This window comes from Nocardia noduli (assembly GCF_019038455.1).
Classification (GTDB): Bacteria; Actinomycetota; Actinomycetes; order Mycobacteriales; family Mycobacteriaceae; genus Nocardia; species Nocardia noduli.
In genome coordinates, this window is the sequence record NZ_JAFMPL010000128.1 from 1 (window position 1) to 19,828 (window position 19,828).

Annotated in this window: 21 protein-coding genes and 1 riboswitch; of the genes, 11 read left to right on the forward strand and 10 right to left on the reverse strand. The window is 67.9% G+C overall.

The annotated features are described in order from the left end of the window. Both JZ792_RS36655 and JZ792_RS36660 read right to left on the reverse strand, forming a co-directional pair. Positions 1 to 984: transporter substrate-binding domain-containing protein (locus JZ792_RS36655; protein WP_216917490.1), on the reverse strand; the 984-nt coding region annotated here is incomplete at its 3' end. Next, positions 981 to 2,360, reverse strand: a complete 1,380-nt coding sequence (locus JZ792_RS36660; RefSeq protein WP_216917491.1) for a GlnX family signal transduction membrane protein — start codon at positions 2,358 to 2,360, stop codon at positions 981 to 983. The genes JZ792_RS36655 and JZ792_RS36660, both read right to left, overlap by 4 nt. Positions 2,361 to 2,498: 138 nt before the next feature. On the opposite strand from JZ792_RS36660, the gene JZ792_RS36665 reads away from it, so the two are divergent. After that, on the forward strand, positions 2,499 to 3,200 hold the full coding sequence (locus JZ792_RS36665) for an NUDIX domain-containing protein (RefSeq protein ID WP_216917492.1): 702 nt from the start codon (positions 2,499 to 2,501) through the stop codon (positions 3,198 to 3,200). A gap of 80 nt (positions 3,201 to 3,280) precedes the next feature. Here JZ792_RS36665 and thiE read toward each other — a convergent pair whose 3' ends face one another. Then, complete coding sequence (thiE, locus tag JZ792_RS36670) at positions 3,281 to 3,979, reverse strand: thiamine phosphate synthase (RefSeq protein ID WP_216917493.1); 699 nt, start codon at positions 3,977 to 3,979, stop codon at positions 3,281 to 3,283. Between the two features lie 65 nt (positions 3,980 to 4,044). Between thiE and thiO the strand changes: the two genes are divergently transcribed. The 3 genes from thiO to JZ792_RS36685 are packed head-to-tail and all read left to right on the forward strand — an operon-like array spanning position 4,045 to position 6,117. Further along, positions 4,045 to 5,139 carry a glycine oxidase ThiO gene (gene thiO, locus JZ792_RS36675; RefSeq protein ID WP_216917508.1) on the forward strand — a complete coding sequence of 365 codons (1,095 nt, stop codon included), beginning with the start codon at positions 4,045 to 4,047 and terminating at the stop codon, positions 5,137 to 5,139. Then, positions 5,136 to 5,354, forward strand: coding sequence for a sulfur carrier protein ThiS (gene thiS / locus JZ792_RS36680; RefSeq protein WP_109529031.1), 219 nt, complete (start codon positions 5,136 to 5,138; stop codon positions 5,352 to 5,354). The genes thiO and thiS overlap by 4 nt, the downstream gene beginning before the upstream one ends. Next, on the forward strand, positions 5,347 to 6,117 hold the full coding sequence (locus tag JZ792_RS36685) for a thiazole synthase (RefSeq protein ID WP_216917494.1): 771 nt from the start codon (positions 5,347 to 5,349) through the stop codon (positions 6,115 to 6,117). Before thiS ends, JZ792_RS36685 begins: the two co-directional genes overlap by 8 nt. A gap of 26 nt (positions 6,118 to 6,143) precedes the next feature. On the opposite strand, the gene JZ792_RS36690 is transcribed toward JZ792_RS36685, so the two are convergent. Both JZ792_RS36690 and pta read right to left on the reverse strand, forming a co-directional pair. Continuing rightward, the gene (locus JZ792_RS36690) at positions 6,144 to 7,388 is read right to left on the reverse strand and encodes an acetate kinase (RefSeq protein ID WP_216917495.1); all 1,245 of its coding nucleotides are present in this window, start codon (positions 7,386 to 7,388) and stop codon (positions 6,144 to 6,146) included. Positions 7,389 to 7,482: 94 nt separating this feature from the next. Continuing rightward, on the reverse strand, positions 7,483 to 9,555 hold the full coding sequence (pta, locus tag JZ792_RS36695; protein WP_216917496.1) for a phosphate acetyltransferase: 2,073 nt from the start codon (positions 9,553 to 9,555) through the stop codon (positions 7,483 to 7,485). Between the two features lie 141 nt (positions 9,556 to 9,696). Here pta and JZ792_RS36700 point away from each other — a divergent pair, with 141 nt between their 5' ends. From JZ792_RS36700 to JZ792_RS36715, 4 genes are all read left to right on the forward strand, one after another. Beyond that, entirely contained in the window at positions 9,697 to 10,209 is a 513-nt protein-coding gene (locus tag JZ792_RS36700) for a nitroreductase family deazaflavin-dependent oxidoreductase (RefSeq protein ID WP_216917497.1), read from the forward strand. Positions 10,210 to 10,266: 57 nt separating this feature from the next. Further along, entirely contained in the window at positions 10,267 to 10,908 is a 642-nt protein-coding gene (locus tag JZ792_RS36705; protein ID WP_216917498.1) for a type 1 glutamine amidotransferase family protein, read from the forward strand. A gap of 33 nt (positions 10,909 to 10,941) precedes the next feature. Continuing rightward, entirely contained in the window at positions 10,942 to 11,394 is a 453-nt protein-coding gene (locus tag JZ792_RS36710) for a MarR family winged helix-turn-helix transcriptional regulator (protein WP_216917499.1), read from the forward strand. Between the two features lie 175 nt (positions 11,395 to 11,569). Further along, positions 11,570 to 12,037: an RpiB/LacA/LacB family sugar-phosphate isomerase gene (locus JZ792_RS36715; protein ID WP_216917500.1), complete on the forward strand. Its 468-nt coding sequence runs from the start codon at positions 11,570 to 11,572 to the stop codon at positions 12,035 to 12,037. 132 nt (positions 12,038 to 12,169) lie between these two features. Here JZ792_RS36715 and JZ792_RS36720 read toward each other — a convergent pair whose 3' ends face one another. Both JZ792_RS36720 and JZ792_RS36725 read right to left on the reverse strand, forming a co-directional pair. After that, positions 12,170 to 12,856: a hypothetical protein gene (locus JZ792_RS36720; RefSeq protein WP_216917501.1), complete on the reverse strand. Its 687-nt coding sequence runs from the start codon at positions 12,854 to 12,856 to the stop codon at positions 12,170 to 12,172. Positions 12,857 to 12,932: 76 nt separating this feature from the next. Next, positions 12,933 to 13,691, reverse strand: a complete 759-nt coding sequence (locus JZ792_RS36725; protein WP_109529173.1) for an HAD-IIA family hydrolase — start codon at positions 13,689 to 13,691, stop codon at positions 12,933 to 12,935. A gap of 256 nt (positions 13,692 to 13,947) precedes the next feature. On the opposite strand from JZ792_RS36725, the gene fgd reads away from it, so the two are divergent. Further along, complete coding sequence (fgd, locus tag JZ792_RS36730; protein WP_216917502.1) at positions 13,948 to 14,958, forward strand: glucose-6-phosphate dehydrogenase (coenzyme-F420); 1,011 nt, start codon at positions 13,948 to 13,950, stop codon at positions 14,956 to 14,958. Between the two features lie 63 nt (positions 14,959 to 15,021). Here fgd and JZ792_RS36735 read toward each other — a convergent pair whose 3' ends face one another. The 3 genes from JZ792_RS36735 to JZ792_RS36745 all read right to left on the reverse strand — a co-directional run bounded on the left by JZ792_RS36735 (position 15,022) and on the right by JZ792_RS36745 (position 17,318). Next, positions 15,022 to 16,236, reverse strand: a complete 1,215-nt coding sequence (locus JZ792_RS36735) for an O-succinylhomoserine sulfhydrylase (RefSeq protein ID WP_216917503.1) — start codon at positions 16,234 to 16,236, stop codon at positions 15,022 to 15,024. Then, positions 16,233 to 16,649, reverse strand: coding sequence for a rhodanese-like domain-containing protein (locus tag JZ792_RS36740; RefSeq protein WP_216917504.1), 417 nt, complete (start codon positions 16,647 to 16,649; stop codon positions 16,233 to 16,235). Before JZ792_RS36740 ends, JZ792_RS36735 begins: the two co-directional genes overlap by 4 nt. A 15-nt stretch (positions 16,650 to 16,664) precedes the next feature. Beyond that, positions 16,665 to 16,780: riboswitch (SAM riboswitch) on the reverse strand. Between the two features lie 76 nt (positions 16,781 to 16,856). Further along, positions 16,857 to 17,318, reverse strand: coding sequence for an Rv0361 family membrane protein (locus JZ792_RS36745; RefSeq protein ID WP_216917505.1), 462 nt, complete (start codon positions 17,316 to 17,318; stop codon positions 16,857 to 16,859). Positions 17,319 to 17,692: 374 nt separating this feature from the next. On the opposite strand from JZ792_RS36745, the gene JZ792_RS36750 reads away from it, so the two are divergent. Together JZ792_RS36750 and JZ792_RS36755 are read left to right on the forward strand one after the other, a co-directional pair. Further along, positions 17,693 to 19,105, forward strand: coding sequence for an FAD-dependent oxidoreductase (locus JZ792_RS36750; RefSeq protein WP_216917506.1), 1,413 nt, complete (start codon positions 17,693 to 17,695; stop codon positions 19,103 to 19,105). 80 nt (positions 19,106 to 19,185) lie between these two features. Then, on the forward strand, positions 19,186 to 19,828 hold a 643-nt coding region (locus tag JZ792_RS36755), incomplete at its 3' end, for an amidohydrolase family protein (RefSeq protein WP_216917507.1).

Below are 19,828 nucleotides of genomic sequence, written 5' to 3' on the forward strand. Positions count from 1 at the left end.
GTGGTGCAGACGCTGACGGCGCCCGACCGCTACGGCGACCGCTTCCACCTCACCGTGCTGGTCTGCGATTTCGACGGCAGCAAGATCACCGAGGCCGCCTCCGGGCCGGCCGCCAACGCCTGACGGCACCTCACGATGACGAACACCAACCTGCTCGAGAAAGACCCCCAGCCCTGCCGCGTGATCGGCGTGCTGGACGACGGCGCCGCCAGCCTGAGCGCCACTGCGCTCGCGCTGCTGCGCCGCGCCGACCTGGTGATCGGCGGCACGCGCACGCTGGCGCTGCTGGAGGACGACCAGGCAGTCGGCCCAGGTCGGCACGGTGAGGATGGTGGCGGCGGGCTGTTCACGGCGGATCCGGTCGAGCGAGGTGGTGCCGCGCACGACGCACACCCGTTTGCCCGCGAGGTCGGCGAGGCCGCCGATTCCGGAATTCTTCATCGCGAGCACCCGCTGACCGGCCTTCAGGTACACGGTGGAGAATTCCACGCGCTGACGCCGCTCGCAGGTGATGGTCATGGTCTTGGCGACGATGTCCACGCTGTGGTTCTGGAGGGCGCCTTCGCGTTCGGCCGATCCGAGACTGCGGTACTCGATCAGATCCGGGCTGCCGAGCAGATCGCGGGCGACCTCGCGCGCGATATCGGCGTCGAAGCCGACGATGGCGCCGGTGAGCGGATCGCGGAAGCTGAAAAGGTTACTGCCCGCGTCCAATCCGACGACCAGGCGACCGCGGGCGCGAATGGCGTCCAGGGTCGCGCCGCGCTCCGAGCCGTTGGGACGCAGACTCGCGGTCGGGTCGGTGCACGGGATATCGGGCGAGGGCGGCAGCGGCATATCCGTCAGCACCGGAACGGCGTCGGCGGGCAGCGGGGGTTCGGTGTAGTCGCCGGAGCGGCCGGGCGCGTCGGGCGCGTTGCCCGCGCAGCCGCTCACCAGCGCGGCCACGGCGAGGGCGGCCAGCAGGCCGCGCACCCGCTTCACCGGTACTCCCGCAGTCGCGGCCACAGGCCGATCAGCACGTAGCCCGCGGCGGCTATCCCGAGTACCTGCGCGCCGGGCGCGAGGAAACCCAGAATTCCGGTGGCACGGGATATGTTGGCACGCAACGTATTCCTCGTCTCGGTGATTCCGTCGTCGAGTGCGCGATCGAGTGCGGCGACCTGCGCTGCGGCGTCCGCGGCGCCGGGACCGGTCGCGACCGCGGCCGCGCCCTGGAAATCACCGCGTGCCAACGTCTCGTTCATGCGCTGATGGGCCGCGCGCCAGCGATCGAGTGCGGCGCGGGCGTCGCGTACCTCGTCGGCGGCGGGCGCGTCACCCGGATATCCGACGAGGAGTTCCTCCAACCGGGCCGTGCCGATGTCGTAGACGCGGTCGTAGTCGCCGGTCGCGTCGCGGCGCACCAACTTCAGGGTTTCGGCCGAACGGGCCTGCTGGGTCAGGATGCGGCTCTCGGCCAGCCGGGAGGAGGGCACCGCGCCGTCGTCTCGGCCGTGGATCATCGCCGCCGCCGAGACCGAACCGGCGATCACGGTCCACGCCAACAGGATCAGCATCGCGCCGGAGGAGAGCAGCAGTCCGGCGTTGAACGTGCGATGCCACCGCTTGGCCACATCGACCTGGGCCCATACCAATACGCCCGAGGCGAGGACGAGGAGCACGATCGCCGTCCACGGCGGGCGCACGTGATGGCGCTGGGCGGCGTCGACCGCGTCGGAGCGGTGGTCGTGGAGTTCCTCGGCCATCGGCAGCAGCGTGGTCTGCATCTGATTGGACGCTTCGCTCAGATATGCCGCGCCGACCGGGTTTCCGATGCGGTTGTTGGTGCGGGCGGTCTCGACGAGGCCGGTGTAGACGGGCAGGCCGGTGGCGATTCCGGTCCGCAGCCGGACGTCGGCGGAGGTGTCGGAGATCGCGCCCGCGGCGTGGCCGGACTGGGTGATCAGTTCCGCGGCGGCCTCGCCCACGGCCTGTGAGTACCTGTCGCGCACCACTTCCGGCTCGACACCGCCCGCGATGAAGGCCGTGCTCGCGGCGGCGTCGGCGATCGACAGGGTCGTATAGAGCCGATCGGCGGAATGGGCGTCGGGTTCGGTGTCGTCGAGCAGCACCTCGAGCGACTGCTGGCGCTCACCGACCGCACCCGCCGTGAGGACGCCCGCGGCGAGGCACAATCCGATCAGGAGCAATCCCAGAGCAATCAGGCGGGCGGGTGAGGACTGCACGAAGAATCGTAGATCGACGGCGTCCAACTGTCGGCGCAGCGCCACCGCCTGCGGCCCACCGAAGTGCTTGCGCGCCGGTTCGGCACCGACCGACGGTGGCCGCGAGGCCGCCGGTTGCTCGGTCCGAGCCATGTGCACCTCCGGGTCCGCGCCCCATGTGGACGCCTGCGTCGCAGTTTATTGTTGTTCTACCGGTGCCGCGGCGTGTGAGACACCCCCGGGTAGGCAGTGCGGTGAAACACGGCAGCGGCTGGATGAGGATGGATAGCGATGCGTGGTGACGGTGACGGATGGTCGCGGGACCCGGACGGTAAACGGTACTGGGGCCGATACGGCGCTGCCGGATTGTTGCTGCGGGCCCCGCTCGACGGCGGCGGTGTCGCGGTACTGCTCCAGCACCGCGCCCCCTGGAGCCATCAGGGCGGCACCTGGGCACTGCCCGGCGGTGCGCTCGACAGTCACGAGACGCCGATGAAGGCCGCCGTCCGCGAGGCATGGGAAGAGGCGGGCATCGAACCGGATGTGGTCCGGGTGCGCGGCGAGCGCGTGACGGCGATGGCGCCGGGCGGCTGGATCTACACCACGGTCGTCGCCGACACCACGACAACCCTGTCCACCAGCCTCAACCGGGAGAGCACGGCGCTGGCCTGGGTGCCGGAGGACGAGGTCGCCGACCGGCCGCTGCACCCCGGTTTCGCGGCCGCCTGGCCCGCGCTGCGTGCCGCGCCCGCCCGCGTGTGCCTGGACGGTTACGCGGACGCCGTCACCCTCGCGAGCGCCCTCCCGCGCGTCGTGGATCTGGCCGAACAGGGCTTCGTCTGGCTGCATTCGGATCCGGACGGACCCGGCGCCCACGCCGAGATCGTGGACGGGGTTGCTGCCGAGGTGTCCGCGATCGGCGGTGCGGCGCCCGATTCGTCCGAAAGTGCGGGATCGGCGCTGTCGCTGACACGCGAGCAAGTGCTGTCCTGAGCGACGCGGTGTCGGCCGTGTCCGCGTCGACACGGCGGTGACCCTGCCCCCGGCGACATCGAACGGGGACACCGAGGGATTCAGGCGTTCTCCAGCAGCGCGATCTTCAGCTCGCGGGCGGCGGCCTCCGGATCGCGCGCCTCGGTGATGGCCCGCACGACCACGATCCGGTCCGCGCCCGCTTCCAGTAGTTCGGGCAGTCGTCCGGCGTCGATCCCGCCGATGGCGAACCAGGGCCGGGTCGGATGCGCGTCGGCCGTGGACCGGATCAGGTCGAGGCTCGCGGGCTGACGGCCGGGCTTGGTGGGCGTCGCCCAGACCGGGCCGGTGCAGAAGTAGTCGATGTGGTCGTCGATGGCGGCCAGTCCGGCCTGGTTCCTGTTGTGGGTCGAACGCCCGATCACCACATCCGGCCCCACGATGCGGCGGGCGTAGTAGGGCGGCAGATCCCCCTGACCGAGATGCAGTACGTCCGCGCCCGCGGCCAGCGCGATATCGGCGCGATCGTTCACCGCGACCAGTCCGCCGTGCCTGCGCGCGGCCGATTTCAATTCCGCCAGTGCGCCGAGTTCGGCCTTGGCCTCCAACGGCCCGAATTTCGCCTCACCGGGCGAACCCTTGTCGCGCAACTGGATGATGTCGACGCCGCCCGCGAACGCCGCTTCGGCGAACTTGGCCAGATCACCCCGGTCCCGCCGCGCGTCCGTGCAGAGATAGAGCCGCGCGGTCGCCAGACGTTCCCTCGGCGGCAAGGGTCGGTTGGGGTGGGAGGGTTGCACGCCCTCGACCGTAGCCGCGCTACCGTGGGGATGCGAACACGGAGGTCAGAAGGCAGGTGAGAATAGTGCGGACGCTGGCCGTAGTCGGTGGCGGCGCCATCGGTCTCGCCATCGCGTGGCGCGCGGCCGAGTCGGGCTGGTCGGTCACCCTGTTCGATCCCGCCGTCGGTTCCGGAGCCTCCTGGGTGGCCGGTGGCATGCTCGCCCCGCTGTCGGAGGGCTGGCCCGGCGAGGATCGGGTGCTGGAGTTCGGGGCCGCGTCCCTTGTCCGCTGGCCGGATTTCGCCGAGCGTCTGGAGACCGCGACCGGGGTACGGGTTTTCGTGGCCGACGAGACGCTGACCGTCGCACTCGACACCGCCGACGTCGCCGATCTGCGCACCGTCGCCGAATGGGTCGGCGGACACGGTCACGATCTGCGCGTACTCGACCGTCGGCAGGTCCGCGCCGCCGAACCCGCGCTCGCCCGCACCGTGCGCGCCGGACTGCTCGCCCCCGCCGAACCCGCCATCGACAACAGGCGACTGCTCGACGGCCTGCGCCGCGCGTGCGCGGACGCCGGGGTCCACACGCGCGCCGAGACCGTCGACGACCTCGACGACCTGCCCTTCGACCAGATCGTGCTCGCCGCGGGCGCGCGATCGGCGCGGCTGCGACCCGAACTGCCGGTGCGTCCGGTCAAGGGCGAGATCCTGCGCCTGCGTCATCGGCCGGGAGCCGCGCCCGCGCCGACCCGTGTCATCCGGGCGCGGGTGCACGGCAGGTCGGTATATCTGGTGCCGCGCGGCGACGGCATCGTCGTCGGGGCGACACAGTACGAAGCGGGTTTCGACACGACCGTCACCGTGGCCGGTGTGCGCGATCTCATCGCCGACGCCGAAGCCGTCGTGCCCGGCATCGGCGAATACGAACTGGCCGAGGCCATCGCGGGCTCGCGTCCGGGCACCCCGGACAATCTGCCGCTGATCGGCAGACTCACCGACCGGATCGTCGCCGCGACCGGCCACGGCCGCAACGGCATGCTCGCGGTCCCGCTCACCGTCGACGCCACCCTCGGTTGGCTCGAAGGCGCACCGGTCACCGAGGCGCTCTCGGCCGACCCACGACGTTTCACCACGGCGATCACGCCACCCGTCGCATCGGTAGGAGGAGTTCCATGACCGCGACATCAATCCCGATAGGTGTCACCGTGAACGGTGAGGATCACGAATTCGGCGAACCACTCAGTGTCCGCGAACTGCTGACGCGACTGAACCTGCCGAGCAAAGGTGTGGCACTCGCGGTCGACGGGGTGGTCTTCCCCAAGTCGCGTTGGGACGAACCGGTCGGGCGCGGCTGGACCATCGAGGTGCTGACGGCGGTGCAGGGTGGCTGAATCCCTCCGGCTACCGCCCCTGCGGATCGCCGACCGGGATTTCGATTCCCGGCTCATCATGGGCACCGGCGGCGCGGAATCGCTGAGCGTGCTGGAGGAGGCACTGCTCGCCTCCGGCACCGAACTGACCACCGTCGCCATGCGCCGGGTCGACGCGGCGGGCGGTACGGGTGTGCTCGACCTGCTCAAACGGCTCGACATCATGCCGCTGCCCAATACCGCGGGCTGTCGCACCGCGGCCGAGGCGGTGCTGACCGCGCGCCTGGCACGCGAAGCGCTCGATACCGAATGGGTCAAACTCGAGGTGATCGCCGACGAGCGCACCCTGCTGCCCGATCCCGTCGAGTTGCTCGACGCCGCCGAACAACTCGTCGACGACGAGTTCAAGGTCCTGCCCTACACCACCGACGATCCGGTCCTCGCCCGCCGCCTCGAAGACACGGGTTGCGTCGCGGTCATGCCGCTCGGCTCCCCCATCGGCACCGGCCTCGGCATCGGCAATCCGCACAATATCGAGATGATCGTCGCCGCCGCGGGCGTGCCCGTCATCCTCGACGCGGGGATCGGCACCGCCAGCGACGCCGCCCTCGCCATGGAACTCGGCTGCTCCGCCGTCCTGCTCGCCACCGCCGTCACCCGGGCCAAAGAGCCCGCGATGATGGCCGCGGCCATGGCATCGGCGGTCCGAGCGGGTTACCTCGCCCGCCACGCGGGACGGATTCCGAAACGCTTCTGGGCGCAGGCATCCTCACCGGCGCTGTGAACTCGGCGAGCGCGAGAAACAGGCGGTCAGCGGCCCCCGTTCTCGACGGAATTCGATCGCCCGCCGCGTTCGGAGACCACCCGGCTCGCGGCGCGGGCGATTGCCAGTTCCTCGTTGGTCGGCACGACCAGGACCGCGACCTTCGCGCCCGCGGGTGAGATATACCTGGCGCCACGCTCTTTCGCGGTGTTGCGGGCCGGGTCGACGGTGATGCCGAAATTCTCCAATCCCGCCAGCGCGTCGGCGCGGACAGCGGGGCTGTTCTCTCCGACGCCCGCGGTGAAGGTGATGGCGTCGACGCGGCCCAATTCCACCAGGTACGCGCCGAGGTAGCGGCGCAGCCGGTGGATGTAGACGTCGTAGGCGAGGCGGGCGGATTCGTCGCCCGCGTCGATGAGTCGCTGCAATTCGCGGAAATCGTTGACGCCGGACAGGCCCTTGATACCGGAATTCCGGTTGAGCAGTTGATCTATGGCGTCGACGTCGAGACCGGCCGAGCGCATCAGGTGCAGCAGGATTCCGGGATCGAGATCGCCACCGCGGGTGCCCATCACCAGCCCTTCCAACGGGGTGAGCCCCATGGTGGTGTCGGCCGGATCTCCGCCTCGGACGGCCGAGGCGGAGGCCCCGTTGCCGAGGTGGAAGATGATCTGATTCGTCCGCTCCGGCGCTCGATCCAGGAATTCGGCGACCTGTCCCGCCACGTATTCGTGCGAGGTTCCGTGAAACCCGTACTTCCGGATACCGTGTGCCGCCGCGACTTTCGCGTCGATCGCGTAGGTTTTCGCGGCTTCGGGCAGTCCGTGGAAGAACGCGGTGTCGAAGACGGCGACCTGCGGCACACCGGGCAGCAGTTCGCGCGTGCTCTCGATTCCGGTGACATTGGCCGGATTGTGCAGCGGTGCGAGAGTGGATAATTCGGAGATCGCCGCCACCACATCGTCGGTGATCGGCGTCGGCTCGTAGAAGATCTCACCGCCGTGCACCACCCGGTGACCGACCGCGCGCACCCCGGCGGCGGCCAGATCGTGGCCGGTGTCGGCGAACATGTCGAAGACCAGGCGCAAGCCCGCCTTGTGGTCGGGGATCGGGCCCTCGTGTTCGATGCGCCTGCCGTCGGCTCGATGCTCGACCGAGCCGCGCTCCTCACCGATCCGCTCGACCAGCCCGGATGCCGCGACCTCGCCCGATTCCGGGTCGAGCAGTTGGTATTTGATGGACGAGGAGCCGGAATTGATCACCAGCACCAGATCGTCCGCGCGTTCGCTCATCATGCCTTCCTCGTACCGCTGATCACCAGGCTGCCACGGGCCGCGTCAGCACCGACTCTGCCCCTGTCCGCCCATCGACCTACCCGCCCACCGCTCACTCGCCCTGCGCCTGGATCGCGGTGATCGCCACCGTATTGACGATGTCGGCGACCAGCGCACCCCGCGACAGGTCGTTGACCGGCTTGTTCAGTCCCTGCAACACCGGACCGATCGCGATCGCGCCCGCGCTGCGCTGCACGGCTTTGTAGGTGTTGTTGCCGGTATTGAGGTCCGGGAAGATGAACACCGTCGCGCGTCCGGCGACCGCGGAGTCGGGGAGTTTGGTGGTGGCGACCGTCGGTTCGATCGCCGCGTCGTACTGGATCGGCCCCTCCACCAACAGTTCCGAGGCGCGTTCGCGCACCAGCTTGGTCGCCACCCTGACCTTGTCGACGTCGGCGCCGCTACCTGATTCACCGGTCGAATACGACAGCATGGCGATACGCGGGTCGATGCCGAAACGTGCGGCGGTCTTCGCCGAGGAGATCGCGATATCGGCGAGTTGTTCCGAACTCGGATCGGGGACGACGGCGCAGTCACCGTAGGCGAGTACCCGATCGGCCAGACACATCAGGAAGACGCTGGACACCGTGGAGACGCCGGGAACGGTTCTGATGATCTCGAAGGACGGGCGGATGGTGTGCGCGGTGGTGTGCGCCGCGCCGGAGACCATACCGTCGGCGATGCCCTTGTGCACCATCATGGTGCCGAAATACGAGATGTCGACCACGATTTCGCGGGCGCGCTCGATGGTCATGCCCTTGTGCTTGCGCAATTCGGTGTACTCGGCGGCGAATTTGTCCAGGTAGCCAGAGGTCCGGGGGCTGAGCACCTCGGCGTCGGAGATATCGACGCCGAGTTCGGCGGCCCTTGCCCGCACACCGGCCTCCTCGCCGAGGATCACCAGGTCGGCGATCTTGCGTTGCAGTACCCGGCCCGCCGCGCGCAGCACGCGATCGTCGTCGCCTTCGGGCAGCACGATGCGTTTGCGGTCGGCGCGCGCCCGCTCGATCAGCTGGTATTCGAACATCTGCGGGGTGACGATATTCGTGCGCGGCACCGCGATGCGGCGCAGCAGTTCCAGCGCGTCCACGTGCTGTTCCATCAGCGCGAGCGCGGTATTGACCTTGCGCGGATTACCGGCCGACATGCGCCCGCGCGTGCGATAGGCGGCGCTCGCGGTGTCGTAGGTGCCCAATTCCGTTCGGAGAATGGGTAGTCGGGGTTTGAGGCCCTCCATCAGCCGCGCGACCGCCGGATGGGGCAGCATGCCGCCGTTCATGATGATGCCCGACAGCGACGGGAATCCGGCCGCCTCGTGCGCGTTGACGACGGCGAGCAGGACATCGGAACGGTCACCGGGCGCGATCACCACGACGCCGTCGGTCAGCCGTTCCAGGATGTGTTCGGCCGTCATGCCGCCCACCATGATCTTCAGTGCTTCGCGGTGCAGCAGTTCCGGGTCGCCGCTGTACATCTCGCCGTCGACGGCCGTGCACAGTTCGGCCATGGTCGGCGCGATGAGCAGCGGGACCTCGGGTAACGTCCACGACGGCACCTCGAAACTTCCCAGGGCCGAACAGATCTCGGCGAGGTCACCGGGTTCGCAGCGGTTGGCGATGATCGCGACCAGTTGCGCGTGTTCCTGGTCGAGTTCGGAGACACACAGGTCGACGAGGTGGCGCACCTCCTCGGGGGTGCGATCGGACCCGCGCACCACCAGCAGCACCGGCGCGCCGAGGTTCACCGCGATCCTGGCGTTGAAACGCAATTCGCTCGGGCTGGCGACATCGGTGTAATCGCTGCCGATCACGACCACCGCGTCACAGACCCGGGCGACCTCGTGGAACCGCATCACGATTTCACTGATCGCGGCATCGGGATCGGCGTGCACCTGTTCGTAGGTGACGCCGACGGCCTGCGCGTAGTCGATATCGGCCGTGCTGTGTTCGAGCAACAGCTCCAGAATGTAATCGGGCTCGTCGGTCGACCGGGTGATGGGCCGGAACACCCCGACCCTGGCGGTGCTGGCGCACAGCATCTGGAGTACGCCGAGTGCGACCGTCGATTTGCCGGTGTCGCCTTCCGGCGAGGCGATGTACACGGTGGACGGAGGTGAGTCGGCCATATCGCCGAGCTTAATGAGCGGTAACCTCCGGTGGCCGCCGGAACTCGGCAACTATCCGGAGAATCACGTACCGACCGGGGCGATGATGGTGATCCGCTATAACCGGCGGACCTAGGTGCCGTCGCGGCCTATAGTCCCGGTATGGGTACGGCGCAGCAATTCCCCGACCGACAGTGGGGGTCGAGTACGAATGTCGTGGCCCGCGCGGCCAACAGGTTCGCGGCGACGAAACCCGGTTCCTGGTTCATCAGGCAGCTCACTCCGCTGGACCGTGCCCTGCTCGAGCGCACCGATGCCAGATACACCGTGCTCGGTCCGATCGGCGCACCCGTCATCCTGCTCACCACCATCGGCCGCAAATCCGGGCAGCCGCGCACCCAGCCACTGCTGTACGTGCACGACGGCGACACCCTGTACGTCATCGGCAGCAACTTCGGACAGCAACGACACCCGGCCTGGTCGGCCAATCTGCTGGTGAACCCGACCGCCATCGTCGCCATCGCGGGCGAACGCATCCGCGTCGAGGCCACCGCCGTTCCCGAGGCCGACAAGGACGCGATCTTCGCCCGATTCGTGGAGATCACCGGCGCCTATTCCGCCTATCGCGATCGCACCGACCGCGACCTGCGCATCTTCGCCCTGACCCGCGACTGATCCGGATCGAACCCGTCGATATTGACAGTATGCTGTCAAATATGACAGCATACTGTCATGACTTCGAAGACGGTACACACGGCGGTTTTCGACACCCTCGCCGATTGGGAGGTCGGCGCCGCCATCGCGCATATCAACAAACCGGAATGGCAGACGGCCCCCGGTTCCTACGAGGTGAGAACGGTGGGGCGCACCGGCGATCCGATCGTCACCATGGGCGGGGTCCGGATCGTTCCCGATATGACGCTGGACGACCTGACACCCGAGCAGAGCGCGATGTTGATCCTGCCCGGCGCGGATCAGTGGATCAGCGGTCAACTGGCGGACTTCGAGCAGAAGGCGACCGAATTCGTCGCGGCGGGTGTGCCGGTGGCGGGTATCTGCGGCGCCACGTTCGGGCTCGCGCGCGCCGGACTGCTCGACAGCAAGCGCCACACCAGTAACGCGGCCGTATTTCTCGAGTACAGCGGGTACGCGGGCGCGGGGCATTACGTCGAGGAACTCGCGGTCACCGACGGCGATGTCATCACCGCCTCCGGCACCGCGCCGTTCGCCTTCGCCCGGGAGGTCCTCGGCCGCCTCGGCGTCTACGAGCCGCATATCCTGCGGGCGTGGTACCGGCTCTACGCGGACAACGACGCGGCAGCATACGCGATCTTGGACGAGTACGAACACGCGCGAACGGCGGACGCGCGGTGACGAACGAATGCCCGGAAGTCATCGGGAGCCGACATGGCTGAAACCGGCGATCAACAACTCTTCAGCACGGCCGCGATCACCTCGTTCCGGCTCAACGGCCAATTCCTCGCCATCGCGGAGGAATTGGCCGTCCCCGCCGGGCTGACGGCGGCATGGTGGCAGGTACTCGGCGCGATCCTGCACGAACCGCTGCCGGTGGCCGGTATCGCCCGCGCCATGGGCATCACCCGCCAGAGCGTGCAGCGGATCGCCGACATCGTGGTGGACCGGGGTTTGGCCGAATACCGGCCGAATCCCGCGCACCGGCGCGCCAAACTGGTCGCCTCGACCGAGGACGGGCGCGCCGCCGTCGAGCGGATCACACCCGCGCACGCGGTGATCGCCGACCGGCTCGTCGCCGAGCTCGGACAACAACGATTCGCCGAGATCGTCGCGATGCTGACCGAACTGTCGGCCGCGCTCGACGCGATCACCGACCGGACCTGACCGGATCGGGCTCCCACCTTTCGCCTGGGTGTCGCTGTCGACACCACGTCGCGCGAGTTCACGAACCACGCTACGGCGTCCACAACGCGCGGCCCGGTCGGTGCGCGAGGGAATTCGCCCGGTACCGACCGAGATCCGTGTTCCCCGCGGTCCCGCCGCTCACTACCCTTGGCCCATGCGGATATCTGTTTCGGCCGACGAGCGGACCGGGGTCGCCGACGAGGTGGTTCGTGAACTCGCGCGGCGCGGTTTCGAGACCACGGTGCACGGCGCGCTGTCGGAGACCGAACGCGACGATTGGGCGTGGGCGAGCGAAGCCGTCGCGCGTGACGTCGCCGAGGGCCGCGCCGATCAGGGCATCGTGTGCTGCTGGACCGGAACCGGTGCGTCGATCGCGGCGAACAAGGTCGCCGGGATCAGGGCCGCGTTGTGCGCGGATGCCGCGACGGCCGCCGGGGCGCGCACCTGGAACGACGCGAACGTGCTCGCGCTCAGCCTGCGCACGACCTCGGGCGCCGAACTCACCGAGATACTCGACGCGTGGTTCGCCGGACGTCCGAGTGCGGAATCCGGCGATCGGGCCAATATCGAGCATCTCGCGGATATCGAGCGCGACCGCCGAGTCGGCGGCCAGGGCGGGTAACTGTGCGCAGGGGTATCTCTTCGACACCGGCATCGGCATTCGGGTCAGCCGCGAAAACCGTTGCTACCGTGCGCCGAAGGGCAACGGTGATCCCACGGCGCCGAACCACGCCGTGGGCGGATACCGACGCGACTACGGGGTCTTGAGCGGAACTCCCTTGATGACGCGGTGTTTCACCTCTCGGAAATCCTTGAAGCCGTCGACGTCGATGATCGGGGTGCCGTCCTCGGCGGTGTCCTCGAGAATTCGCAGCAGCTCCCGATCGAAATACTCGAGCAGTTTCGGATCGTCGAGTTCGATCGGCTCCGGTTCGTCGTCGATCATCAGGCGCGGTCTCCCGACCACGACGTCGGCTTCCAACTCACCCTCGATGGTGAAGAAATGCTCTTCGCCGTAGAACAGGTCGGCGAGCACACTTCCGCCGATATAGGCACTGCAATCGTTGTAGTCGCCGATGAGCCTGTCGACACGCAGACTTCCGTGCACTTCCAGCCACCCCGCCGTCACCACGTCCCTGGCGTGCATATCGCCGGTGACCAGCAGATACGTCTCCGGGTCGTCCTGGTCGGTGTACACGCCGTCGACACGGAGATCCCCGAGAACGATCAGCAGGAACGCCCCCTCGGTGAACAGGTCCAGATCGCCTCGGATGTGCAGATCCCCTGCCACGAACAGAATGTCGAGGGTGTAGCTCTCGATATCGTCGAGCGCCCCGGTGATCTGCTCGGCCTTGTATTCCTCCCGGAACCCCTCGATCGCGGCCAGGATTTCCTCGCGTGACACCTGGTCCGCCTTGAAGCTTCGTGCATCGGCAATCATGGCCGAGAAGCTACACCGCGCCCCCGACACCGCAACGGGCGCTTCACGTTCCGCGCGCGCGGAGACGCCGGGGGTTTCAGTCACCGAACGGTCGCGAGGTGCGTCCGACGAGATCGGCGACCGAATCGATGACCGCCGTCGGCCGATACGGATATTGTTCGACCGAATTCCGGGTCGAGATTCCGGTGGTCACCAGGATCGTGCGCATACCCGCCTCGAGACCGGAGACGACATCGGTATCCATCCTGTCCCCGATCATCACGGTGGATTGCGAATGCGCGCCGATGCGCCGCAATGCCGAGCGCATCATGAGCGGATTCGGTTTACCGACGTAGTAGGGGTCCTTGCCGGTGGCGCGGGTGATGAGCGCGGCGACCGAACCGGTCGCGGGAAGCAATCCGTCGCGTGAGGGTCCGGTCGCGTCCGGATTGGTGGCGATGAATCGAGCGCCGCGTTCGACCAGCCGAATGGCGGTGGTGATCGCTTCGAACGAATAGGTGCGGGTCTCACCGAGTACCACGTAATCCGGGTCGCTATCGGTCAGCACATAGCCGATCTCGTGCAGTGCCGTGGTGAGACCGGATTCCCCGACCACGTAGGCGGTGCCGTTCGGGCGCTGGTCGTCGAGGAATGTCGCGGTCGCCAACGCCGAGGTCCAGATCGCGTCCTCGGGGATGTCGAGACCGCTGTGCCGCAGCCTGGCCTGCAGATCACGCGGGGTGCGAATCGAATTGTTGGTCAGGACCAGGAACGGGATCTGTTTGTCACGCAATTCGGCGAGGAAATCGTCGGCGCCGGGGACGAGGTGATCCTCGTGGACCAGCACCCCGTCCATATCGGTGAGGTAGGACAGGATCGGCTCGTCGTCTGGAGTCACGAGTCAATTATCGGCTACCCGCGCCGGGAGCGCCCGGACACGGCGCGGCGGGCCGTCGGACGCGCCCCTGCACAACGTCGCGAATCGGGCTGGCTATGGTCGAATCAGCCGTACGCCGCACGCGGCGCTGGTGCGGGAAACGCCCGCGTGCGGCCGACCGGTGTCGGAAATACCCGCACCGGATGCGTGGCAGCGAAGCGAAGGAGTGACGCATATGAGTGGTCTCAAACTCGGATACAAGGCGTCGGCGGAACAATTCGGACCGCGTGAACTGGTCGAGATCGCGGTGCTCGCCGAGGAACACGGACTCGACAGCGCGACGGTGAGCGATCATTTCCAGCCGTGGCGGCACAAGGGCGGACATGCCCCGTTCTCGCTGGCCTGGATGGCCGCGGTGGGTGAGCGCACCCGGCGCATCCAGCTGGGCACCTCGGTGCTGACCCCGACCTTCCGCTACAACCCCGCGGTGATCGCCCAGGCCTTCGCGACCATGGGCTGCCTGTACCCGGACCGCGTGATGCTCGGTGTCGGCACCGGTGAGGCGCTCAACGAGATCGCGACCGGCTACACCGGGGAATGGCCGGAGTTCAAGGAGCGGTTCGCCCGGCTACGCGAATCCGTCGACCTGATGCGCGCCCTGTGGACCGGTGAGCGCACCGATTTCGAGGGCCAGTACTACAAGACCGTGGGCGCTTCCATCTACGACGTGCCCAAGGGCGGTATCCCCGTCTACATCGCCGCGGGCGGCCCGCTGGTCGCCCGGTACGCCGGTCGCGCGGGCGACGGTTTCATCTGCACCTCGGGCAAGGGTATGGACCTCTACACCGAGAAGCTGATGCCCGCCGTCGCCGAGGGCGCGGGCAAGGCCGGACGCGCGGTCGACGATATCGACCGGATGATCGAGATCAAGATCTCCTACGACACCGATCCCGAACTGGCGCTGGAGAACACCCGTTTCTGGGCGCCGCTGTCGCTGACCGCCGAACAGAAGCACAGCATCACCGACCCGATCGAGATGGAAACCGCCGCCGACGCGCTGCCGATCGAACAGATCGCCAAGCGCTGGATCGTCGCCAGCGACCCCGACGAGGCCGTCGCCCAGATCAAGCCGTACCTGGACGCCGGGCTCAACCACCTGGTCTTCCACGCTCCCGGCCATGATCAGCGCCGGTTCCTCGAACTGTTCGAACGCGATCTCGGCCCCCGCCTGCGCGCGCTCGCCTGATCGATGAACGCGAAGAACCCCGTCCCGGTCGGGACGGGGTTCTTTCGTGTGTCGCGTCGAATCTCAGCGCAGCGCGCGCTCGAGGTCTCCGAGCAGGTCGTCCACATCCTCCAGGCCGACCGAGATGCGCACCACCCCGTCGGACAGGCCGATGGTGGCGCGCCCCTCGGGCCCCATGGCGCGGTGCGTCGTGGTGGCCGGATGGGTGATGAGCGACTTGGAATCGCCGAGATTGTTCGAGATATCGACGATCCGCAACCGGTTCAGCACTTCGAAGGCCCGTTTCTTCGCCTCGTTCGCGGGCGCGTCGAGTTCGAAGGTGACCACGGTGCCGCCGCCGCTCATCTGGCTGGTCGCCAGCGCGTGCTGCGGATGCGATTCCAGATAGGGGTAGCGCACCCAGCTCACCGAATCGTTGCCCTCGAGGAAGCGCGCGATCCTCAGCGCCGATTCGGTGGAATGCCGCACCCGCAGCGGCATCGTCTCGAGCCCCTTGAGCAGCGTCCACGCGTTGAACGGGCTCAGTGCCGGACCGGTGTGACGCATCAGGTTCTTCACCGGACCGTCGATGTAGTCCTGCGGGCCGAGGATCGCGCCGCCGAGTACCCGGCCCTGACCGTCGATATGTTTGGTGCCCGAATAGACGAGGACGTCGGCGCCGAGGTCGAACCCGCGCTGGAGCAGCGGGGTGGCGAAGACGTTGTCCAACACCACCTTCGCGCCCGCCGCGTGGGCGAGTTCACTGACCTTGCGCACATCGACCAGGGTCTGCATGGGGTTGGCCGGGGTCTCGAAGAACACCGCCTGCGTCGGCACCGACAGCGCCTGTTCCCACTGGTCCAGATCCTCGCCGTCGACGAAGACGGTTTCGATGCCCCAACGCGGCAGGATCTCGTTGCACACCACGAAACAGGAGCCGAAGAGGCTGCGCGCGGCCACCAGTCGATCGCCCGCGCTCAAAAGCGCTCCGAGCGAGGTGAATACGGCCGACATGCCGCTCGCGGTGGCGAAACAGGCTTCCGCGCCGTCGAGCAGACGCATCCGCTCCTCGAACATGGCGACCGTCGGGTTGCCGTAGCGGGAGTAGACGAAATGTTCGACGTCGCCGGTGAACGCGGCCTCGGCCGCCTCGGCGCTCTCGTAGACGAAACCGGAGGTCAGGTACAGCGCCTCGGAGGTCTCCTCGAAACCGGAGCGGCGCAGACCGCCGCGCACACCGAGGGTCGCCGGACCGACGTCGTCGGGCAGCGGCTTGTCGAACGCGCCGCCGGTGATCACGACTGCCGCCAGGGCAGACCCGTGGCACGCCAGCCCTGGCCGCCGCGGTGACCGGAGTTGTCGAGGCCGCCCTCGAATCCGTCCAGCACGTTGTAGGACGGGCCGATCCCGAGCTGGGTCGCCAGATTCGCGGCATGCGCCGAACGCTGACCGGAGCGACACAGGAAGACCACGGGTGCTTCCGGATCGCGCGTCCCGAGGGCCTTGCCGAGCTGGTCGGCGAATTCGGTGTTACGGGCGCCGTTGCTGTCGACCCATTCGATCAGCACCGTCGGCCGATCGATCGAGCTGGTGTCGGGCACGCCGACGAAACGCCATTCCGCGTCGGTGCGCACGTCGACCAGGACGGCTTCGGGATGCTCCTGGAGTATTTCCCACGCCTGCTGCGGGGTGATGTCTCCGGCATAACTCATGTCGATCCTCCTGTGAATCCGCACTTGCCACACCCGTTTTCGGTGCGCGGCCGGGTCGTCACCCGGAGCACCCCACCGCGGAGGAGGGTTGCCGACCAGCAAGCCGGGGCTTGACGCTGGTTCTCATGACCTGAACTGAGATTGCCCGTCCGACGGCCGACATGTCAAACATTCATATGCGACACGCGGGCAGGTCGTGGGCACCGGTCACCCACAGACCACCCACCTGTCGCCCGCCCGGAGGAAGTTCCAGGTCTCGGTGCTCACGCGGCCGTCGACCCGCACGGTGACGGCGGCCTTGCCCCGGTCACCGTTGACCCGCTGCTCCGCGACTTTCGGTATCTCGATCGAACTTCCGGACGATCCGCCCCCCGCGAACTGTCCGGCCAGCGGCGACTTGCCCTCGTCGAATCCGTCGCACGCCACACCCGGCGGCGGCACCGAATCGGTCGAGTTGCGGGCGCTCGCGTAGTTCTGCGCGGCCGCCGCGATCCGGTCGGCCTCTGTGACATTTTTCTCAGCGGGCGAGAACACCCCGCCCGCCACGATCACGACCAGCACGATCGCCGCGAAGACGGCGGCCGCGATGAACGGGGCCATCGTGCGTTTGTCGGTCTGATCGACCACGATCGCTTCGTCGTCCTCGGGGGCGGGGCGCTGCTCGGTCATCCCTCGATGATCCCTGGTCGGCGCGGGAATCCGACGTCCGCCCCCGCCGCGCCCGTCCGGTCCGACCGTGTGCCGTGCCGAAGCGGCGTCGGTAGGCTGGTGTCACGGGTCGTTCGTGATCGCCGTGAGGTACGGCATCCATCCAGTTCACGACACCCTGATAGGTCGTATGACATGCCACCGATAGAATCGCGGGACTGCGGCCTGCTGTCATAGCCATATGACAGCTCACCGTCGTAGCGACCTGGGCAACGTGCGGGCACGTGCCGGCAGCACCAGCGTCACGCATCGTGAGGTGCGACCGAACGACGCGTGAACTTAGCCTAAGCTAAGACCAACGCCATTAATTTCGAACATAAGGGTGCGCGGAAGAGATGACCGAACAGAGTGCAGCAGCGAGCGGTGATGCTCAGGCGGCCCGTCCGCTCCGCATCGCCATTGTCGGCGCGGGACCGGCGGGCATCTATGCCGCCGACGCGTTGATGAAGTCCGACGCCGACGTCAGCATCGACCTGTACGAGCGCATGCCCGCGCCGTTCGGGCTGATCCGCTATGGCGTCGCGCCCGACCACCCGCGCATCAAAGGCATCATCACCGCCCTGCACAAGGTGCTCGACAAAGAGCAGGTCCGCCTGCTCGGCAATATCGACTACGGCACCGACATCACCCTCGACGACCTACGCCGTTTCTACGACGCGGTCATCTTCTCCACCGGCGCGAACGCCGACCGCGCCCTCGACATCCCCGGCATCGATCTCGACGGCTCCTTCGGCGCCGCCGACTTCGTCTCCTGGTACGACGGGCACCCCGACGTGCCGCGCACCTGGCCGCTGGACGCGGAGAAGGTCGCGGTCCTCGGCGTCGGCAACGTCGCGCTCGACGTGGCGCGCGTGCTGGCCAAGACCGGTGACGAACTGCTGCCCACCGAGATCCCGCCGAACGTCTACGAGGGCCTGAAGGGCAACAAGGCGCTCGAGGTGCACGTCTTCGGTCGCCGCGGCCCGGCCCAGGCCAAGTTCACCCCGCTGGAACTGCGTGAACTCGACCACTCGCCGACGATCGAGGTCATCGTCGCCCCCGAGGACATCGACTACGACGAAGGCTCGGAAGCGGCCCGCCGCCATTCCAAGCAGGTCGACATGGTCGCCAACACCCTCGAGCAGTGGGCGATCCGCGACCAGGGCAACCGTCCGCACAAGCTGTTCCTGCACTTCTTCGAATCTCCCGCCGAGATCGTCGGCGACGCCGACGGCAAGGTGATCGGTCTGCGCACCGAACGCACCGAACTCGACGGCACCGGCAACGTCAAGGGCACCGGGGTCATCAAGGACTGGGACATCCAGGCCGTGTACCGCGCGGTCGGCTACCTGTCGCAGAACATCACCAACCTGCCCTTCGACGACCAGGCAGGCACCGTGCCCAACGAGGCCGGACGCGTACTGGCCGACGAGGACGCCGACGGCAAGGCGCGTTTCGTGCCCGCGACCTACGTCACCGGCTGGATCAAGCGCGGCCCGGTCGGCCTCATCGGTCACACCAAGGGCGACGCCAACGAGACCGTGGCCTGCCTGCTCGACGACGCCGAAGGCTTCGTCTCGGCCCCCGAACCCGAACTCGACGCCGTGACCGATTTCCTCGAGGCCAAGGGCGTGCCGTTCACCACCTGGCAGGGCTGGTACCGCCTCGACGCCCACGAACGCGCACTCGGCGAGCCCGAAGGCCGCGAGCGGGTCAAGGTCGTCGAGCGCGAGGACATGCTGCGCGCGAGCGAACCGCACAAGGTCTAGAAACCGCGAGACAGCGGCGGTCGACCCTGCGGGCGACCGTCGCCACAGCGGAAACTCGACGACTGAGGCATTCTGTACAAGTGTTCGATGCCCATGTCCACATCTTCGACCCGCGGTTCCCGCTGGCCGAGAACGACGGCTACCTGCCCGGCCCATTCACCATCGCCGACTACCGAAAGCGCATGTCGCGCTTCGACATACGCGGAGGCGCGGTAGTCAGCGGTTCGTTCCAAGGCACCGACCAGAGCTACCTGAAGGCGGCACTATCGGAGTTGGGCGAAGGCTGGGTCGGCGTGACCGCGCTCGACCTCGAAGCGACCGACGAGGAGATCGTCGACCTGGATCGCGCCGGGGTGCGGGCGCTGCGCTTCAACGTCAAACGCGCCGCCGCCGACATCACCGCCATGACCCTGCAGGCGTTGCGCGCCCACGACCTGGTCGGCTGGCACGTCGAGGTCTACATCGACGGCAAGATGCTCACCTCGCTGCAACCGGTCATCTCCAAACTTCCCGCCTTCTCCATCGACCACCTCGGCATGTCCGACGAGGGCCTGCCCTACCTGCTCGACCTCGTCGATCGCGGGGCCCGCGTCAAGGCGACCGGTTTCGGCCGCGTCTCCATGAACGTCGCCAACACGCTGCGCCGCATCCACGCCGTCAACCCCGAAGCGCTCATGTTCGGCACCGACCTGCCTGGCACCCGCGCGGGCCGCCCCTTCCGGG

Bases quoted from the DNA above. Each gene is read 5' to 3' on its own strand.
- JZ792_RS36660 (WP_216917491.1), bottom strand. From the start codon at position 2,360: ATGGCTCGGACCGAGCAACCGGCGGCCTCGCGGCCACCGTCGGTCGGT.
- JZ792_RS36665 (WP_216917492.1), top strand. From the start codon at position 2,499: ATGCGTGGTGACGGTGACGGATGGTCGCGGGACCCGGACGGTAAACGG.
- thiS (WP_109529031.1), top strand. From the start codon at position 5,136: ATGACCGCGACATCAATCCCGATAGGTGTCACCGTGAACGGTGAGGAT.
- JZ792_RS36690 (WP_216917495.1), bottom strand. From the start codon at position 7,388: ATGAGCGAACGCGCGGACGATCTGGTGCTGGTGATCAATTCCGGCTCC.
- pta (WP_216917496.1), bottom strand. From the start codon at position 9,555: ATGGCCGACTCACCTCCGTCCACCGTGTACATCGCCTCGCCGGAAGGC.
- JZ792_RS36700 (WP_216917497.1), top strand. From the start codon at position 9,697: ATGGGTACGGCGCAGCAATTCCCCGACCGACAGTGGGGGTCGAGTACG.
- JZ792_RS36705 (WP_216917498.1), top strand. From the start codon at position 10,267: ATGACTTCGAAGACGGTACACACGGCGGTTTTCGACACCCTCGCCGAT.
- JZ792_RS36710 (WP_216917499.1), top strand. From the start codon at position 10,942: ATGGCTGAAACCGGCGATCAACAACTCTTCAGCACGGCCGCGATCACC.
- JZ792_RS36715 (WP_216917500.1), top strand. From the start codon at position 11,570: ATGCGGATATCTGTTTCGGCCGACGAGCGGACCGGGGTCGCCGACGAG.
- JZ792_RS36720 (WP_216917501.1), bottom strand. From the start codon at position 12,856: ATGATTGCCGATGCACGAAGCTTCAAGGCGGACCAGGTGTCACGCGAG.
- JZ792_RS36725 (WP_109529173.1), bottom strand. From the start codon at position 13,691: ATGGACGGGGTGCTGGTCCACGAGGATCACCTCGTCCCCGGCGCCGAC.
- fgd (WP_216917502.1), top strand. From the start codon at position 13,948: ATGAGTGGTCTCAAACTCGGATACAAGGCGTCGGCGGAACAATTCGGA.
- JZ792_RS36740 (WP_216917504.1), bottom strand. From the start codon at position 16,649: ATGAGTTATGCCGGAGACATCACCCCGCAGCAGGCGTGGGAAATACTC.
- JZ792_RS36745 (WP_216917505.1), bottom strand. From the start codon at position 17,318: ATGACCGAGCAGCGCCCCGCCCCCGAGGACGACGAAGCGATCGTGGTC.
- JZ792_RS36750 (WP_216917506.1), top strand. From the start codon at position 17,693: ATGACCGAACAGAGTGCAGCAGCGAGCGGTGATGCTCAGGCGGCCCGT.